A 19,148-nucleotide genomic window follows, 5' to 3' on the forward strand; every position below is an offset into this window, starting at 1 on the left:
TCGTCGGGTCACGACAGCGAGCGGCGCACCACAAAATATATCACTGTGTCGTTCTGTATATCAATGTTCGAGCGCGCGGTCCAGGCTCCACAGGACGGGTTCGGCACGGAGCGCCGGGATGTCGGCCTCGGTCACACCGGTGAGCCGGAAGGTCACCCGCTCCCCGGGCAGCAGGGTCATGAACCCGCGGTCCACCACACCGGACGCGGTCACCCGGTCGGGCTGCACGAGCAGGTCGCGGACGAGCGTCTCGGCTTCGACGGTCAGGTCGAGCCCGCCGTCGACGGGTGTGAACGAGGTGCGGTACCGCGCGGGTTCCCACCGCACGTCGACGTCGGGGCCCGGTGTCCAGACCGCCCGACGCCAGTCCATGTCCGCCACGATGAGCTCCCGCGCGGGGTCGTCGACCACGCCGACGGACTCGGGCAGGGCGACGACGGCGACCCCGGCGGACGACAAGCGCACGGGCAACGACGCCTCGGCCAGGATCGTGCCGGCCGTGGTGACCCGTCGCACGCGCACCACGCTGTCGTGGCCGCCGCGCGTGGACCGGACGGCGACCTCGACGGGCGAGGACCCGAACGCACCGGGCGAGACGCCGAGGGACAGGGTGTCCGCCACGTCGCCCAGATCAGCCGTCTCGCCTGCGGAGGCCGAGTGGCCGGGGTGATCCGGGCCTCCCGTCCGATCCGCACCGGACGCGACCGGCGAGGCGGGCGCGACCGCTCCGGAGACCGGTGAGACGGGCGACGACGCCGGCGAAGCAGCCGGCCCGGAGACGGCGGACGGCGCGACCGCCACCCGCGACACGGGACGGATCGTCAGCAGGACGTCGTCGTACAACCGACGCAGCTCGTGCGCGAGCGGCTTCAGCCGCCCCGCCGAGTCGATCGCCGACCACGACGACACCGGCCACAGGTCGTTGAGCTGCCACATCACCACGCCCGTGTTGCGCGGCCAGTGGGTGCGCCAGTGCTCGACGCCCGTCGCGATGGCCCGAGCCTGCTGCAGCTGCGTCAGGTAGTGCCACGCATCGAACGAGAAGGGCCCCGTGCCGAACCGGGGCTCGATGCCGCGGGCCAGCTTGCCCATCCCGTCGGCAGCCTTCTGGTGGTGCACGACCCCGGGTGCGTCCTGCGACAGCACCTCGTCCGCGACCCCGTCCCGCAGCGTCCGCCACGCGGGCGGCGCCTGCCAGCCGAACTCGGACACGAACCGCGGCACGGATCCGCGGTAGGCGGTGTCGGGCAGGCGGTTCCAGGCGTCCCACGAGTGGTGCGTCTCGTGGTCGACGTCGTTCGCGGGCAGCGACTCGGCGCCCGACCACGGCGAGGCCACGGTGTAGAAGCGCGACGGGTCGACCGCGTCGACGATCGTCGGCAGCAGGTCGAGGTAGTAGTCGAGGCCCCAGCCGCGGTCACCGAGCGAGTCCGCCCAGCCGTCCACGTCGTGCAGCCAGATGTTCTCGTTGTTGCCGTTCCACAGCACCAGCGAGGGGTGCCGCGCGAGGCGGGCGACGTTGTCGCGGGCCTCGGCGATGACCTCGCTGCGGATCGGTTCGACCTCCGGGTACGCCGAGCACGCGAACGGGAAGTCCTGCCAGACGAGCAGGCCGAGCTCGTCGCAGACCTCGTAGAAGTCGCGCGACTCGTACACACCGCCGCCCCACACGCGCACGAGGTTCGTGCCGAGCGAGGCCGCCGCGGTCAGACGGGACTGCAGGCGCGCGCGGTCGACGCGCGAGATGATCACGTCGTCGGGGATCCAGTTCACCCCGCGCACGTCGATCAGCGTCCCGTTGACGTGGATGCCGAAGGGGCGCCCCATGTCGTCGACCTGCGTGTCGATCCGCGTCGACCGGAAGCCCGTGCGGAACGTGTCGCGGTCGAGGACCTCGCCGTCGACCGTCTGCAGCTCCACGACCACGTCGTACTGCGCCTGCGCACCGTAGCCGCGGGGCCACCAGCGCAGCGCCTCGGGCACGCGCACCGTGACGACGGTCTCGTCGTCCTTCGGCGTCAGCTGCGCCCGAGACCGCTGCCGCGTCGGCGCGCCGTCCTCCTTCAGACCGCTGACGGTCACGACGAGCACCAGGTCGTCGTCCTCGCCGTCCTGGTCCAGGTCGTTGAGGCCGGAGCGCTCGACGGTGATGTGGGCGTCGAGCACGCCCTCGCCGGCCTCGACGTCGACGAGCGGGCGGACCTCGCGCAGCCGCGCGGTCGACCACCGCTCGATCGCGACCGGTCGCCAGGGACCGCTCGTGACGGCCGTGAGCCCCCAGTCCCAGCCGAAGTTCGAGGCGTTCTTGCGGATGTACGGGAAGGGCTCGTCGTACGGGCCCGGCATGCTGCCGGCCTTCGCGGCGACCCGGCCGGCCTCGCGGTACGGCGACTCGAACAGGATCTCGAGGTCCTTCGTCGTCGCGCCGGACCCGGTCTGCACGCGCGCGTCGAAGCGGTAGCGGCGGTGCATGTTCCGGGTCGTGCCCACGGCGACGCCGTCCAGGCTCAGTTCGGACACCGTGTCCAGGCCGTCGCAGACCAGGTCGACACGCTCGTGGCCGCGCGGGTCGACGTCGACCGCGGTCCGGTAGGCCCAGTCGGCCCGGCCGACCCACTTCGCCGCCTGCTCGTTCAGGTGGAAGGTCGGGTCCGGCAGCAGGCCCTCCCGCTCCAGGTCGGTGTGCACCTGCCCCGGCACCGTCGCCGGGATGCTGCGTCCCGCGACGCCGTCCGGCGCGCCGGTTCCTCCGGCCATGGTCACGGTCCAGCCGTCGCGGAGTTCCTCGCGTTCGAGGGTCATGCAGGTCCTTCTCTTCGGCGGACGGGGTGTCCGTCGCCTCGGTCGGGACGCCGGCCGGTGGCCCGCCCCGTGGCCGGTTGGTCGGCCTGGAGGCGCGGCACCGGTTGCCCGGGCGTCGTCACGTCGCGCGCGCGATCGGGTGGCGCTCGCGCGTGGGGGTGCTCGGCGATGCTAGTACGGGATGCTTTCGGCAACCTACGTGGTGACAGCGCGACTTCGTGGTGACAGCGCGGTCTCGCGCGTGCAGGGTGGGGAGGTGATCACCGTTGCACTCGCCAGGACCCTCCGCGACGCCGGCCTGCGCTGGCACCCCGAGACGGGCGACCGGTTCGTCATCGACAAGCCCGAGGTGGACGAGGACGTCTACACCGTGTCCGAGATGACCGTCGAACGCCACGACTCCCCCACCGGCACGATCCTCGGCTTCAACGGGACGACCGAGTGGGCGCTCGACTCCGTGACCGCGTCGGAGTCGCTCTGGCTGCCGCGTGAGGACCAGTTGCGCGAGCTCCTCGGTCCGTCGTTCATCGGGTTGACCCGGGTGTCGGTGAACGGCCGGATCGTCTACACGGTCACCGCGACGATCGGCGGTGCTGACCGCAGCTTCGCGTCCGAGGTCCCCGCGATCGCCTACGGCCAGGCGCTGCAGGCGTACATCGCCGCTGCGCTGGAGTGACGGACCGCCCCTGTCCCTGGGCTGGGACAGGGGGCGGTCCGTGTTGGCTGCGCTGTGTCGTGCCGGCGCCGCTGCGCGTCAGACCTGGCGGTCGTCCGGGCGGCGCTGGCGGCGCCAGAGCAGCAGGACCGCTCCGGCGAGCAGGAGCACGATCGTCGCGGGGACGCCCATCGCGAGGACGGTCGATCCGGTGAACGCGAGTTCCACCGGCGCGGCGGAGGGCTTCTCGGCGGCGGGCACGGGCTGCGGCTCGGCGTGCAGCTTCGTGTGCACCTCGAGCGAGAACACCCAGACCGGCTTCGTCGACGCCGCGGCGGTGGTCACGCCGAACGTCGCTGGCGTCGCGGTCTGCCCCGTGCTCGCAGCACCCGGCTCCTCGGTCGTGGCACCGTCGGCGCGCGTGACCTGGCCGGCCACCTGACCGGTGATCGCGACCTCGCCGGTCGCTGCTTCTTCCTCGGTCACGACGTGCGCGTCGCTCTCGCACGTGGCACGCTGCCCCGGCTCGACCGTGGACTCCTCGCAGGTCACCGCGGGCATGCCCTCGGCCTGCTGCAGGTCGTGCACCGCGAGGTTGCCGGTGTTGAGCACCTCGTAGCGGACAGACACGCGGTCGCCCGGGCGCAGCACGTGGTCATCGGCGACGACCTTCGTGCTGCCGTCGGTTCCGTGCAGCACCGGCTCGGCGGACAGGTCGAGGGCGCTCTTCGCCGTCAGGCCGACCTGGACCTCGTCGCGCGAGGTGACGGAGTCTCCGGCGGGACCGGTCGCGTCGAGCACCGCTGCGACCGTCACTGTGCCGTGGTCGACGTCCGCCTGGGTGAGCACGTACTGCGGGGTCGTGCAGTCGATCGACGCACCCGGTGCGACACCCTCGCCGACGCACTCGACCGGTAGACCGGCGAGTTCGACGACCTCGGCGCGCGTCCCCGTCAGCGTGACGTTCCCCGCGTTGGTGGCGCGGATGCCCACGCTCACGTGGTCACCGGCGCGCGGCGCCTCGTGCTCGGACTCCGCCAGGTGCGCGGTGACCTGGACCTGCACGCCCGGGGCGCGCTCGATCGCAGTGCCGGCCTTCGCGCCGGCAGTCACGGTCTGGTCGTCCGGGCCGACGGCCGCTGCGGTGAGGGCGAACTGCACCTTGCCCGCGTCGACGTCGCCCTGGGTGAGCGCGTACTCCGCCGCTGCGCAGTCCGCCGAAGCACCGGGAGCGACCCGCTCGGCGGGGCAGGCGATCGTCGTGCCGGCCCGCTCGTCGACGATGCCGCTCAGGTCGTGCACCGTGACGTTGCCCGTGTTCGTGATCGACATGCGGACCGATGCCGTGTCGCCCGCGGTCGGGGCTCCGTGGTCGGTGTCGTCGAGCGCAGCCGTGGCCGTCGTCGTGATCGACGGCGCTCGCACGATCGAGAGTGTCGTGTCGGCACGGGCCTCGACGCGCTGACGGTCGGCACCGGTCGCTGCGCTCGACAGCACGAACCGGACGGCACCGCTGTCGACGTCGCTCTGAGTGAGGGTGTACTCGGACACCTCGCACGTCACCGCGGCGCCCGGGGCGAGATCGTCGTCCGGGCAGTCGACCTCGAGGCCCGCACGGTCTTCGACCTTGCCGCGGATGCCCGTGACCGTGACGTTGCCGGTGTTCCGGATCGTCATCGTGACCGTCGCGGTGTCGCCGGCCAGGGGGACCTCGTGCTCGTTCGCATCGAGGACGCTCGTCGCCGACACGGCGATGGCCGGCGCGCTGACGAGCTCGACCACCACGGTGTCCGATGCCTGGGCACGCGAACCGCCGGGGCCGTTCGCGTGGACCGTGAGCGCGAATTCGACGGCGCCGGCGTCGATCTCGTCCTGCGTCAGGACGTGGTCGCCGACGGAGCAGGTCGCCGCGGCGCCGGGGGCGAGCGCACCCTCGGCGCACTCCACGTCCAGGTCGCGGCCGTCCACCTCGGCAGCGAGGCCCCGCAGGGTGGTGTTGCCGGAGTTGCGCGCCGAGACGGACAGCTCGACGTGGTCACCGGCCTTCGGTACGCGGGACTCGTCGGCCAGGCCGGCGGTCGCGGTCGCGACGATGCCGTGCTGGCGGTCGACGGTCACCGACGCAGAGTCCGAAGCAGTCACGCGACGGTCGTCGGGTGCGGTGGCGGTCGAGGTCACGGCGAACCCGACCGTGCCGGCGTCGATCTCCCGCTGGCTCAGGGTGTGGGCCGGAACGGTGCAGTCGACGCTCGCGCCGGGTGCGAGCGGGGAGGTCGGGCAGGAGACGGGCATGCCGTCGGGGTCCTCGACCTCGGCGGCGACGTCGCGGAGCGTGACGTTCCCGGTGTTGCGTGCGGCGACGCTCAGCCTGACCTCGTCACCGGGAGCGGGGGTCTTGCCGGCGGTGTCGAGCGTCGGGGTGACGGTCGTGGCGAGCGCGGGGGCCTGGGCGACCGTGGTCTGTGCGGTCCGGGCGTCACCACGGACCGGCTGACCGGCGGCGTCGACTGCGGTCATCGTGGCGACGAACGTGACGGTGCCGCGGTCGACGTCGTGCTGCGAGACGGGGTGCGAGCCCTCGACGGCGCACTCAATGGACGCGCCGGGCGCGAGGCGGGTCGGCGGGCACGCGACGGTCATGCCGGGCTCGTCGGCCACGGTCACCGCGAGGTCGCGGATCGAGACGTTGCCCTCGTTGGTCACCGTCACCGTGAGCCCGATGTCGTCACCGATCGCGGGGGCACCGCCACGCACGACGGGCGTGATGGCGAGCGTGGCGCGCGAGGTGGTGCTCGAGGTGGGAACGGTGGCGGTTGCGCTGGCCGTCACGGCCTGGCCGGCGCGCGATCGTGCAGAGACCGTGGCGGTGTCGTCGATCGAGCCGTGGTCCAGGTCGTCCTGCGTGACCGGGCGGGGAGCGGTCGCGCACGCGGCGGATGCTCCGGGGGCGAGCTGCTGCACGTCGCAGTCCGCGTCGCCGTTCGGGCTGGTCAGCGTGACGTCCCGCACCAGGACGTTGCCGGTGTTGTCGACGGTCGTGCGGAACGAGACGGTCTCGCCGAGGTCGGCGACGGCGTCACCGTTGCCGCCGGACAAGACGGCCTGGTCGGTGACGCGCAGCTCGTTCACCTCGGGGGCGAAGGTGATGCTCGCCGAGCCGGTCGGCAGGTCGACGCCGGTGCGCTCGGTCACGGCGTCTGCACCGATCGTGTACGTGCCGGGAGCCGAGGCGCTGACGTCGAACGTCACCGTGCAGTCCGGTGCGTCGATGTCCAGGTCGCCCGACGCACCGATGGTCGTGGCATCTGCCTCGACGTCGAGGTCCGCCGCGGCGCAGGTGGTCGCGACCTTCGGGTCGGACGCGACGCTGAGGCCTTCGGGCAGCGTCTCGGCGAAGGACCAACCGGGCTTCGAACCGTGCTCGCTCGTGTTCACGACGCGCGCCGTCATGCGCGCGGTGTCCCCGACGATCGGGGCGCCGGAGAACTCGTTCGCCAGGGTCGGGGTCGAGTCGACGATCGTCACTCGGTCGATCGCGCCGTCGTTGCCGCTGTAGGACGACTGGGCGTTGCGGAGACGCCATCGCAGGGTGTCGCCGGAGAAGAGCACGCCGCCGTTCGAGACGAACTCGCCGCCCTTGTACGTGTTGCCGCCCGCGGTGAAGGTGCTCGAGCGAGGGTCGTTGCAAGGGTCGAGGGGACGCTCGGACACCGGGTGCTCGGCAGATCCGTCCACCAGCAGGAAGTCGAGCAGCGGGTGGTCGAACCCGACACAGCTTCCGGCGGCGGCGCTGACACCGAACGACACGAAGCGTCCGGTCTGCCCGAGCGAGAAGTCATCGCGCGACTCGATCTGAACGGCGTTCCGCGGCAGGTTGCGCGACGCGGTCCAAGCACTCACGACGTGGTTGGTCTCCGGGTCCTCGCCGGTGATCTGCCCGAGGACCGACCCGAGCTGCTTGAGCTGGGGGTTGGCGTCGCAGGATGCCATGTCGGAGCTGCTGGCGCTCGTGACGATGCCGTTGCACTCGGCGGCGTTGATCCACGCCGGGTCGGCCGTGTAGGTCTCACCGTTCGCGCCCTTGTACGCGTTCAACAGCACCGGCGTCGTCGTGACGCCGTTCTCGAAGTCCTCGACGAACAGGATCGTGGAGTCGGCGGCAGAGTCGGTCCGTGCGGATCCGGCGTCGGCCGCGGGGGCCGGGACTGCCGTGGCGGCGAGCGGGGTGGCGAGCGCGGCGACCAGGCCGGCCGCGGTCGCCACGGCGGCGACGCGCGGCGCGGTGCGCGCACGAGGGCGTCGTGAAGCGTGTCGGTTCATCACGCCAGAATACCAATATTCTGCATTTGACTTGAACGGTCCTGAGAGCGAGCGGAATGCCTGGGAGCTGGTCGGGTGTTGTCTGGACTCATGACCGTTCCGAACATCACCCTGAACGACGGCAAGACCATCCCGCAGCTCGGCTTCGGCGTCTTCCAGATCGACCCCGCGTCGACCAAGGAAGCGACGCTCACAGCGCTCGAGGTCGGCTACCGCCACATCGACACCGCCGAGATGTACGGCAACGAGAAGGAGGTCGGCGAGGCCATCGCGTCGTCCGGCATCCCGCGTGACGAGATCTTCGTCACCTCGAAGCTCAACAACGGCTTCCACGACCCTTCGGCAGCTGCCGAGAACGGCAAGAAGTCAGCTGACCTGCTCGGCGGCTACACCGACCTGTTCCTCATCCACTGGCCGCTGCCCACCGTCTCGGACTTCGTGCCGACGTGGAAGGCGCTCGAGGAGCTCTACGCCGCTGGCACCTCCCGCTCGATCGGCGTCAGCAACTTCCAGGCCCACCACCTGCGCCGCCTGCGTGCCGAGACGGACGTCCCGCCGGCCGTGAACCAGATCGAGGTGCACCCGTACCTGACCCAGGACGAGCTCCGCGCCGTGAACAACGAGCTCGGCATCGCGACCGAGGCCTGGTCCCCGATCGCCCAGGGCCTCGTGCTCGACGACGAGACCATCACCCGCATCGCCGGCGCCACGGGCAAGAGCCCGGCGCAGGTCGTGCTCCGCTGGCACATCCAGCGCGGCGACATCGTGTTCCCGAAGTCGGTCACGCGTGCCCGCGTCGAGGAGAACTTCGCGATCTTCGACTTCGAGCTCTCCGACGAGGACATGACGGACATCACGACTCTCGACAAGGGCCACCGAACGGGTCCGGACCCGGACACGTTCGACTACGTCCCGGCCTGATCAGTCGGAACACACGACGAAGCCGCCCGGGGAGACCCGGGCGGCTTCGTCGTCTCCGTCGCGTCCGGAGTCGTACCGGTGTGGATCAGGCGTCGGCGTCCGGGCCCACCTCGAGTCGGCGACGTCGAAGCGTCAGGAGCACGCCACCGGCGGCCGCGAGCCCCAGGCCGAGGACCGCTGCGACGAGGACCCCGTCAGAGCCCGTCCACGCGAGCCGGTCCGGTCCGCCGGACGACGGTCCGCCGACGGTCGACGCGTTCTGGGGACCGTCCCCGGGCCCAGCGGCGGAACCGGCACCCGGTACCGCGGTCGGATCGGTCGTCGGCCCCGCGGTCGGCGCCGTGGTCGGATCCGGCGTGGGTTCCGCCGTCGGCTCCGGCGTGGGCCCCGGCGTCGGGTCGACCGCACCGCCCTCGATCTCCACCCGGAGCTCGGCGGACGCGACCTGCCCGGCGTTCGACGTGATCTCGTACCGCACCGGCGACGCGACCCCGCTGAAGCCGTCCTCGGGCGTGAACGTCACCCGCCCGGCGTCGTCCACGACGTACGTGCCCTCGCCCGGAACGCGCAGCTGTTTGCCGTCGTCGGACAGCTCCGCACCGTCGAGTCCCTCGTCGGTGAGCCGCAGCGAGCCGAGGTCGGCACCGCTGCCGTCGAGCGCGTCGTTCCCCACGACGTCCACGACCACGGGTTCACCCTGCTGTCCGGTCGCAGCGTCATCCGAGGCGACGGCGTCCGGCAGCACGACGTCGAACGCGATCGTGTCCGTGTTGTTCGTCAGGTCGACGTCGCTCACCGAGCCGTCCCGCGCGACCGCGGCCCGCCCTTCGTCGAACCGGCCGGTGGTGAAGTCGGTGACACTCTCCACCGGCGCCGAGTACGTCCCGCTCCTCGTGGTCGCCGGCACGGTCCCGCGGGCCAGCAACTCGATCTGTCCTCCGGGCGGCGCCGTCCAGTCGGTCGCCACGACTCCTGCGCCCTGATCGGCACCGCACGACGCGCCGCCCGTGGCCTCGCACGACCAGGTGACGTCCTCGAGCGGGAGCGCATCGATCAGTGCCGTCGTCCGCGCCACTGCGTCGGCGGGCCCACCGATCGTGGCCGGCCCGTCGTTGACCGATCGGACGCGGAACGACACGTCGTCGCCTGAGGTCACCGGCCCCTCGGTGCCCACTGACGCCGTGGTCACGACGTCAGTCGGCTGCGTGGCCCGCACGTTGCGGATCTCGTGGAACTCGGCCCGCCCGCCGGTCGACGCACTGAACCCGAAGCGCATCTGGTCGGGCAACGCCGTCGCCGGCAGGTCGGTCGAGATCAGGTGGTGCAGCTCCGCCGGCTCCGAGCCGACGGGGGTGGCGTCCGACATCGTGACGATGGCCGTGATGCCACCGGCGTCCCGGGGCACGACGTCGACCTTCACGTGCCGGTAGGTCGCCGTCTCGGCGTCGACGCCGCGGTCCTCGAGGAACCCGTCGCCGCGGTTGCCCGTCGTCGCCAGCACGGGGTAGCACTCAGCCTCGGCCCCGCGGACGGTGACGGCGTTCTGGATGAACTCCGGCAGCGCGAAGTTGCCGAACCGGTCGAACCCGACGCCGACGACACCGCCGTCCAGTCCTGCCGAGCAGGCGGACTTGCCGTCGAAGTAGCCGAGTCCGCCGCCCACAGGGCCGATGGAGTCGAGCGGCATCGCGGCGTCCTGCAGGAAGAACCCGATGCCGTCGGCGTACCCGGTGTCGGTGGGGCTCCACATCCGCTGGTCGAACTCGACGGTCAGTCCGTTGCTCGAGTCGTACGGCACCTCGTTGTACACCGCCGAGGCCATGTACTTGGCGTTGTCGGTCATCCGCAGCCACTTGCCCGCCGAGCCGTTCTCGACGATCGCGGCCTGCTGGTCGTTCGAGGCGATGCGAGCCCAACCCGACGGCATCGTGGTGCCGACGGGCAGGTCCACGAACGGATCGTGGACCGGGAACGGGTCGACGGCGTGGGCCGGTGGTGCATCTGCGACGACGCCCGCGCCGGCGACGAGCGCGCCCAGGGCGACCATCGGGACCAGCGCGACGGTGACGGCCGCGCGGGACGGACGGGCACGAGGCGGACGGGCCGGCGGTGGAAGAGCACGGGTGGAACGAGTGTGCATGGGAGTCCTCTCTGACGGTGCAGGAGACGACTGTGCACGGGCCGCGGAGTGGTCCGCAAGTATTATCCGTACGATATTACGCGTTCGGTATGGCGGGCCTCAGTGCGGGGCAGCGACCGACGCCGTGACCGTGAACTTCGGGGTGCGCAGGACCTGCCGCGTCGGCCCGACCAGGCGCTGCAGTACCGGCCGGTAGCGCAGGTGCCCGTTCCACACGCACCACAGTTCGCCGCCGGGCTGCAGGACAGTGGCCGCGTTCCGGAACATCGCCTCGGCCGCGTCGGTGGTCACCGTGGTGTCCGCGTGGAACGGGGGGTTGCAGAGCACGAGCTGGGCGGACCCGGCGGCGAGCTCGTCCCCGGCGTCGGTGCGCAGTGCCGTCACCCGGTCAGCGACGCCGTTCGCCTCGGCGGTCGCCCGTGTGGACGCCACCGCGATCCGGGACACATCGGTCGCGATCACCTTGACGTTCGGCCGCCGCAGTGCGATCGCCGCGGCGATGACACCGTTGCCGGACCCGAGGTCGACGACGGTCCGCGCGGTCGGCACCGCGGCGTCCATCGCCTCGAGCAGCACCCGGGTGCCCTGGTCGAGCGAGGCACCGGCGAACACCCCGCCGTGCGCGACGAGCGTCATGCCGAGGTCGTCGACGTGCACCGATCTGGGCCAGGGATTGGTCGCGGCCGCACGGTTCGCCTGGGCACGCAACGGGTCCTGCGCGATGAGCAGGCGCGACTTCCCCCGCCCCCGCGAAGCCGTGACCTCGCCGAACGAGCGGCGCAGCACGTCGTTCTGCGACAGGTTCATGTACTTGACGTTGCCGCCGCACAGCAGCACGACGTCGGGAGCGGCGAACCGCGCGACGGCCCGGGCGATCTCGTCGAGGCGGTCGTGTGACTTCGACAGCCGCAGCACGACGAGCCGGACGTCGCGGAAGGCGTCTTCGAGCGAGTCCGGGTGGTGGAATCCGCGCAGACCGAACGTGCCAGCGTTGGCCTCGAGCGCGCGTTCCCCGACGAGCGAGTCCTGCACGACGCGGATGTCCGATGCGCCGTACTGCGTGATGAGCCCGAGGGTCAGGACTCCAAGACGGTCATCGACGACCGCCACCTCGCCGGGCTGCCGCAGGGCGTCCCCGTGCACGTGCGGCGCCTCGTCGATCAGGAACCGGTCGGTGCCGTCGATCGCGATGAGGTCCGGGGCGGTGTCGTCGCGGCGGCGGAAGAGGTCGGCGAAGTCTGGCACCGCGTCAGCGTACCCATCCCTTGACGGCGGACCTCGCAGCGGCGCGGACGACCGCGTCCAGTTCACGCGGACCAGCGTGCGACTGCACGTCGCCGCCCGAGCTCCACGACGGCAGGTCGGTCCGGGGGCGCTCCTCGTTGCAGGGGACTCAGCCGGTGGTGCCCTCCGCACGCAGCTCCAGCGACGAGTCGCCCGCGACCGCGTCGGCCGGGACACGGACGACCGGCTTCCAGCGAAGCGTCGAACCCGGGGGCATCGAGAACCCCGAACCCGTCTGCAGCGTGAACCGCATCGTCGTGCCGCCGTCGGCGAGCGTCCCGCCCCGCAGCACGAGGTTCGCGCTCGTCCGCCAGTCCTCGCCCTGCTTCCGGTACATGCCGGCGAGCGTCGACTGCCCGGGTGCGAAGGCCGTGCCGTCCGGACTGGTCAGCGTGATCGCCCCGGTGATCGTCGAGATCTGGCCGTGGACCTGCAACCCGGCCTCGACCTCGACGTCGGCGCCGCGGGTCAGGGCGGTCTTCGGGCCCTGCAGTCCGGACAGGGACTGCCACCCCGGGATCGCCTCGGGCGCGGTCAGGTGCAGTTTGCCGTCCGCGATCCGGAACGCCTGGGGCGCGCTCGAGTCCGAGATGAGCGAGTCGGAACGGTACGCGGCGAGGAGCGTCGGTTGCGCGTGCAGGACGAGCACGAACTCGCCGTCCGCGTACGGGCGGTCCCGGAAGGTCTCGTCGAGGACCTTGCCCGTCTGGTTGCCCTGCACCGTGCCCGTGGCGAGTACCGTGCCGTCCGCCGCGAAGTGCGTGACGGTCAGGTAGGCGTTCGATCCCCAGGACCAGTGCGCGTCGTAGGACGTGACCGCCCGCCACCGGAGTTCCTCGTTCCGCTGATCGAGCCACAGGTCGCCGACGACGCGGTTCGACGCCCCGCGCAGCACGATCGAGTCCCCGCCGACGGCCGCAGTCCTGACGACGATCGTGTCCTCGGCGCCGGTGTCGCTCCGGAGCCGCACGAGGAGCCGTCCGGTGTCGGTACCGACGGCATCGGCGACCGCTGCGGCGTCCACGGCGGTCGCGCTCCCTCGGCCGCTCGCGGTCCCGAGCCCGGTGACCGTCGGCGCGGCGACCACGTGCTCGCCGACTGGCACGGGCGACACTGCTCCGGCGACCACGCCGACCGGCGGGTCGTAGTCGGGGACGAGTCGTTCCACGATGCGGTGTCGTGAGTCGACGTTGTCCCAGATGGGCTCCCGCAGGTCGGGGAGCGCACCGATGACAGCGCGGGTCGCGTCCGACATCGGGAACCCGAGCTGGTCGTAGAACGGCGCGAGGTCGCGGTCGGCCACCCGCGAGGCGACCTCGACGAAGATCGCGTGCTTGTCGTCGATGGTCAGGGCGTTCACGTTCGTCTTCGCCGCCTCGGCACGCAGCGCCGCGAAGAACCTCGGCAGGTAGCCGTCGCCGAACGCGCGGCGCAGCTGTTCCCATGCCAGGAGCCGGACCCGGTCGTGGGCGCCTTCCCAGTCCCGGTCCGCGATCGGTGTGGTGAAGTACCGCTCGAGGAGCGGGATGCTCTCGTCCCACCGGCTCCCGAACCCGAGTCCGTCCTGCACGGCGAGCGCGGACAGGTTGGTGATGGTCTCCGCGGTACCCGGGAAGATGTTGATCGGTGCTTCGTAGGTGTGGCCGATCTCGTGCCACAGCCCCCACAGCCCACTCAACGGAAGCCGGAAGAGATCGGCGGCAGCACCGGTGCCGGTCTGGAACATGATGCGCGCGTTGCTCGCGTTGGCGTACCCGGCACCGGAGTCGGGTGAAGCGATGTGGATCCGGTGCGGGTACTTGTGCGAGGTCCCGACGGCACGCTCGTCGAGGCCGTACGTCTCGTTCGTGAGCTCGATCACCCGGTCCCAGTTCGCGGTGCGCTCCGCGAGGTCGGCACCGGCGATGGCCGTGCCGGTCTTCGGCTTCTGGAAGTCGCCGAACATCCGGTCCGACACCACCTCGACGAACGGTGCATCGGCGAACCGCCGGAGGTCCGCTGCGAACGAGTCGGCGGTCGACTGGCCCCGGACGTAGGTCGGGACGGCAACACCGCCGGCGATCGTGACCGTCGCTTCCCCGGTGTCCGCCGCGCTGACCATCGAGACCATCCCGTCGTGCGGAGCCGTGACACGGTTCACGCCAGCGGTCAGTCGCGTCTGCTGGTACCCGACATCGGCGCCCGAGTTGTGCGCCGCGTACGGGCCGATCAGCCCGATGGCGACGTCCATCGCCGGCGCACCGGTCGGTACCGACACGGTGACGACGTCGCCGGCGGCGACGAACCGTCCGGCAGGCTGCAGATCACTGTGCCGGAACCGCCGTCCCTCTGCTGTGGCCGCGGCCGCCGCATCACCGATGCCGTGCACCAGGACGCTCGTCGCGTCGCCGTTCGCCGAGTGCTCGATCACCGTCTCGTGGACGTCGACTCCGCCGGTTGCCGCTGCGGCGACCCCGCCACCGATGGCGAGTGCCGTGACGACGAGGACAGCAGGGAGGGCAGGAAACAATCGCATGCAGATATTTTACATGCGGTATGGCGATTCGGGAAGGGTCAGCGCGGCCCGCGGTACAGCACGATCTGCGTGTTCCGCTGCGGCCGCGCACCGGCCCGCAGCGACACCGCGGCACCCGTCGTCGTCGCCGCGAACACGCGCGCGCCGGGCCGGTTGATGAGCTGGTCGGCCAACGCGGTCTCGAGCTCACGCACCCGGTCGCGTAGGTCCTTGTTCTCGTTCTCCAGGTCGAGCACGCGCCGGATCCCCTCCAGCGACACCCCCTCGGAGCCGAGGCGCGCGATCTCGCGCAGCTGCGCGACGTCGCGCATCGAATAGCGGCGGGAACCGCCGCGGGTACGGCCCGGCACGACCAGGCCGAGCCGGTCGTACTGCCGCAGCGTCTGCGGGTGCATCTCGGACAGTTCCGCGGCGACCGCGATCGCGAAGACGGGCGAGTTCTCGTCCATGTCGGTCATGGCGTGTTCCTTCCGTCGTTCGCGTGGGGTGAAAACCAGCCTGGAGGCGCGTTGCGGCTTCCTGACGGAGCCGCGCCGCGCCTCCAGGCCGGGTCTACTGCATTCGGTGCGTGACGCTAGTCACGCGCCTTGGCGAGGATGTCCTCGCGCGGGTTCTCGTCGGGAAGTGCCTCGGCGAGTGCCTCGACGGCCTCGCGCTGCTTGTCCGACAGGTGCGACGGCACCGCGACCTGGACGGTCGCGAGCAGGTCGCCCGTGCCGTTCTTCGTCGCGACGCCACGGCCCTTGACGCGCAGGACGCGACCCGACGGCGTGCCGGGAGCGACCTTCAGCTTGACGGGCGAACCGCCGAGCGTCGGGACCTCGATCGTCGCACCGAGAGCTGCCTCGACGAACGTCACGGGGACGTCCACGCGGAGGTTCAGCCCGTCGCGCTCGAAGACCGGGTGCTTGCGGACCGAGACGGCGACCACCAGGTCACCGGCCTCGCCGCCGTCGGGCGAGGGTTCGCCTCGGCCGCGCAGCCGGATCTTCTGGCCGTCCGCGACCCCCGCGGGGATGCGGACGTTCACCGGGCGACCGTTGCCCTGCGACAGCTTGACGGTGTCGCCGGCGATCGCCGTGGTGAAGTCGAGCGTCGTCGACGCCGTGACGTCCCGGCCCTTCGTCGGTCCGCCGAAGCCGCGGTAGCCGCCGGAGGTCTGGCCGAAGCCACCACCTCCGCCGAACATCCCGCCGAGGATGTCCTCGAAGCCGCCGGCGCCGCCCGGGCCGCCCTGGCCGAAGCGGACGCGCTGTCCGCCCCCGCCCTGCTGCTGCCCGAACATCCCGCCGAAGACGTCCTCGAAGCCACCACCCTGGCCTCCGCCGCCCGCCGTGAAGCGGGCGCCGGAGCCCATGGCACGGACCTGGTCGTACTCCTGGCGCTGCTCCTTGTCGGAGAGCACCGAGTAGGCCTCGCTGATCTCCTTGAAGCGGTTCTCCGCCGCGGCATCACCCGGGTTGGAGTCCGGGTGGAACTGCCGCGCGAGCTTCCGGTAGGTCTTCTTCAGCTCGGCCTCCGACGCGTCCTTCGACACTCCGAGGACCTTGTAGAAGTCCTTGTCGAACCAGTCCTGACTGGCCACTGGTACCTACCTTCCGTTCCGGCTCAGGCCGGGACCGCCACCGCGACCTTGGCCGCACGCAGGACGCGCTCACCGAGCTTGTAGCCCGGCTCGACGACGTCCGCCACGGTCTGGCCGGTGGCACCCGGGGTCGGGAGCTGGACGATCGCCTCGTGGATGGTCGGGTCGAAGGCTTCACCCTTCTCGCCGATCTGCACGAGCTTGAACTTGTCGAAGCCCCCGCGGATCTTCTGGCCGATGACCTGCATCGGACCCTCGGCGAGGTCACCGTGGGCCTCGGCCCGGGTGAGGTCGTCGAGCGCCGGCAGCAGGGCCCGCACCACTTCGGCGATGGCGACCTCGCGGTTGGCCTCGCGGTCACGCTCGACGCGCTTCCGGAAGTTCACCAGCTCGGCCTGCGCACGGAGCATGTCCGCGCGCATCTCGGCGACGAGGTCGCGGTCCGTGTCGGACAGCTTGTCCTCCTGGATACCGCGGGCGGCGTCGTCGAGCAGGGCCTGGTCCTCCGGGGAGAGGTCGTTCGCCGCGTCCGTTGCCGGACCGCCGGCGGCGGGGCCGTCGGTCGGTACTTCGACGTCGGGCCCCTCCGCCTCGATGAGGTCCTCGGGCTCGGCCGCGTTCGTGGCGTCGCCCTCGACCTGGGGTTCGTCTTCGTTGGGCGCGTTGCCCTTGGGGTCCGTCATCGTTACTTCTTGTCCTTGTCGTCCTCGTCGTCCACGACCTCGGCGTCGACGATGTCCTCGTCGTCCGCCGGCTGCTCACCCGCGGGCTGCTCGCCACCGGGTGCGCCGGCTGCTGCGTCCTGCTGGGAGTAGATGGCCTGGCCGAGCTTGCCCTGCGACTCGTTGAGCTTGTCGAATGCCGTCTTCACGGCGTCCTCGTCCTCGCCCGCGAGCGCCGACTTGAGCGCGTCGACGTCGGCCTGCACCTCGGACTTGACGTCCTCGGGGAGCTTGTCGTCGTTCTCCTTGATGAGCTTCTCGATCGAGTAGACGAGCTGCTCGGCCTGGTTGCGACGCTCGTTGGCCTCGCGACGGGCCTTGTCCTCGGCCGCGTGCTCCTCGGCTTCGCGGACCATGCGCTCGATGTCCTCCTTCGGCAGCGACGAGCCGCCGGAGATGACCATCGACTGCTCCTTGCCGGTGCCCTTGTCCTTGGCGGACACGTGCACGATGCCGTTGGCGTCGATGTCGAAGGTGACCTCGACCTGTGGGACGCCACGGGGAGCCGGCGCGATGCCGGTGAGCTCGAACGTGCCGAGCGGCTTGTTGTCGCGGGTGAACTCGCGCTCGCCCTGGAAGACCTGGATCGCGACCGACGGCTGGTTGTCGTCAGCCGTCGTGAAGGTCTCGCTCCGCTTGGTCGGGATCGCGGTGTTGCGGTCGATGAGCTTCGTCATCAGGCCGCCCTTGGTCTCGATGCCGAGCGACAGCGGCGTGACGTCGATGAGCAGGACGTCCTTGCGCTCGCCCTTCAGCACACCGGCCTGCAGTGCGGCGCCGACGGCGACGACCTCGTCCGGGTTGACGCCCTGGTTCGGGGACTTGCCACCGGTGAGCTGCTTGACGACCTCGGCCACGGCGGGCATGCGGGTCGAACCACCGACGAGCACCACGTGCGCGATGTCGTTGACCGAGACACCGGCTTCCTTGATGACGTCGTTGAACGGCTTCTTGGTGCGGTCGAGCAGGTCGGAGGTCATCTGCTCGAACTGCGCGCGCGAGATGGTCTCGTCGAGGTTGAGCGGGCCCTCAGCCGTGAGCGTCAGGTACGGCAGCTGGATGTTCGCCGACATCTGCGACGACAGCTCCTTCTTGGCCTGCTCAGCGGCTTCCTTCAGGCGCTGCTTGGCGATCTTGTCCGTGGACAGGTCGACGCCGTGCTCGTCCTTGAACTTCTTGATCAGGTAGTCGACGATGCGCTGGTCCCAGTCGTCGCCACCGAGGCGGTTGTCACCGGAGGTCGCACGGACCTGGATCGTCGAGAAGTCGTCGTCCTTGCCCACCTCGAGCAGGGAGACGTCGAACGTGCCGCCACCGAGGTCGAAGACCAGGATGAGCTCGTCTTCCTTGCCCTTGTCGAGGCCGTAGGCCAGAGCGGCCGCGGTCGGCTCGTTGATGATGCGGAGGACGTTGAGGCCGGCGATCTCACCGGCGTCCTTCGTGGCCTGGCGCTCGGCGTCGTTGAAGTACGCCGGCACGGTGATGACCGCGTCGGTGACGTCTTCACCGAGGTACTGCTCGGCGTCGCGCTTGAGCTTGCCGAGGGTACGGGCCGAGATCTCCTGCGGCGTGTACTTCTTGCCGTCGATCTCGGTGGTCCAGTCGGTGCCGACGTGACGCTTGACCGACGCGATGGTGCGGTCGACGTTCGTCACGGCCTGACGCTTGGCGGTCTCGCCGACCAGGACCTCGCCGTCCTTGGTGAAGGCGACGATCGACGGCGTGGTGCGGAGCCCCTCGGCGTTCGCGATGACGGTGGGCTCGCCACCCTCGAGAACGCTGACGACCGAGTTGGTGGTTCCGAGGTCGATGCCTACTGCACGTCCCATGTGTGGTGCTCCTTCTTGCTCGAGGTAAGTCGTTGGACTTGCGTCCGATGGACTCAACTCTACTCAGACCCCGGCTCGCGTCAACTCAGGGCGGCCGAAGTTGCGTCGATCCCACTCAACTCCCAGCCAACAGCGCGCCATACAATGTCTCGTATGCCATGTGTAATGTGATATTCTTGGCTTGCAGGCCAACCGAGAGGTCCTGGGCTGCGATCCTCCACCGTGCCGCGGATCCCCGGCGGCCCTCCCCGAAAGAACGTCACATGTCTCGAAAGAAGAGCTTGGGTTCAGCCGGTCGTTGCAACACCACCGTGATTTGGAGTGTTGCAGATGGGATCGAGGCTGGAACACCGTGCGCGAGAGGCGCGGTTCTGG

General features: G+C 70.8%; 11 protein-coding genes. 2 read left to right on the plus strand and 9 right to left on the minus strand.

From position 1 onward, the window contains the following. Positions 1-60: 60 nt before the first annotated feature. Entirely contained in the window at positions 61-2,802 is a 2,742-nt protein-coding gene (locus EDF31_RS17515; protein WP_131847074.1) for a glycoside hydrolase family 2 protein, read from the minus strand. Positions 2,803-3,058: 256 nt separating this feature from the next. On the opposite strand from EDF31_RS17515, the gene EDF31_RS17520 reads away from it, so the two are divergent. Beyond that, a complete protein-coding gene (locus EDF31_RS17520; protein ID WP_131847075.1) occupies positions 3,059-3,478 on the plus strand; it encodes a pilus assembly protein CpaE in 420 nt (139 codons plus the stop codon). Positions 3,479-3,556: 78 nt separating this feature from the next. On the opposite strand, the gene EDF31_RS17525 is transcribed toward EDF31_RS17520, so the two are convergent. Further along, on the minus strand, positions 3,557-7,777 hold the full coding sequence (locus EDF31_RS17525) for a hypothetical protein (RefSeq protein WP_131847076.1): 4,221 nt from the start codon (positions 7,775-7,777) through the stop codon (positions 3,557-3,559). Between the two features lie 90 nt (positions 7,778-7,867). Between EDF31_RS17525 and EDF31_RS17530 the strand changes: the two genes are divergently transcribed. Beyond that, positions 7,868-8,698, plus strand: a complete 831-nt coding sequence (locus EDF31_RS17530) for an aldo/keto reductase (RefSeq protein WP_131847077.1) — start codon at positions 7,868-7,870, stop codon at positions 8,696-8,698. Between the two features lie 85 nt (positions 8,699-8,783). On the opposite strand, the gene EDF31_RS17535 is transcribed toward EDF31_RS17530, so the two are convergent. From EDF31_RS17535 to dnaK, 7 genes are all read right to left on the minus strand, one after another. Then, positions 8,784-10,838 carry a hypothetical protein gene (locus tag EDF31_RS17535; protein WP_131847078.1) on the minus strand — a complete coding sequence of 685 codons (2,055 nt, stop codon included), beginning with the start codon at positions 10,836-10,838 and terminating at the stop codon, positions 8,784-8,786. A gap of 99 nt (positions 10,839-10,937) precedes the next feature. Continuing rightward, positions 10,938-12,083 carry a class I SAM-dependent methyltransferase gene (locus EDF31_RS17540; RefSeq protein WP_131847079.1) on the minus strand — a complete coding sequence of 382 codons (1,146 nt, stop codon included), beginning with the start codon at positions 12,081-12,083 and terminating at the stop codon, positions 10,938-10,940. Between the two features lie 148 nt (positions 12,084-12,231). Beyond that, positions 12,232-14,637 carry a M60 family metallopeptidase gene (locus EDF31_RS17545; protein WP_131847080.1) on the minus strand — a complete coding sequence of 802 codons (2,406 nt, stop codon included), beginning with the start codon at positions 14,635-14,637 and terminating at the stop codon, positions 12,232-12,234. A gap of 38 nt (positions 14,638-14,675) precedes the next feature. Beyond that, on the minus strand, positions 14,676-15,086 hold the full coding sequence (locus EDF31_RS17550) for a MerR family transcriptional regulator (protein WP_123293837.1): 411 nt from the start codon (positions 15,084-15,086) through the stop codon (positions 14,676-14,678). A gap of 125 nt (positions 15,087-15,211) precedes the next feature. Then, a complete protein-coding gene (locus EDF31_RS17555) occupies positions 15,212-16,222 on the minus strand; it encodes a DnaJ C-terminal domain-containing protein (protein ID WP_131847081.1) in 1,011 nt (336 codons plus the stop codon). A gap of 23 nt (positions 16,223-16,245) precedes the next feature. Continuing rightward, entirely contained in the window at positions 16,246-16,905 is a 660-nt protein-coding gene (locus EDF31_RS17560) for a nucleotide exchange factor GrpE (RefSeq protein WP_131847082.1), read from the minus strand. A gap of 2 nt (positions 16,906-16,907) precedes the next feature. Continuing rightward, positions 16,908-18,773: a molecular chaperone DnaK gene (gene dnaK, locus EDF31_RS17565; protein ID WP_131847083.1), complete on the minus strand. Its 1,866-nt coding sequence runs from the start codon at positions 18,771-18,773 to the stop codon at positions 16,908-16,910. Positions 18,774-19,148: the final 375 nt, after the last annotated feature.

It is taken from the genome of Curtobacterium sp. PhB142 (assembly GCF_004341255.1).
GTDB lineage: Bacteria > Actinomycetota > Actinomycetes > Actinomycetales > Microbacteriaceae > Curtobacterium.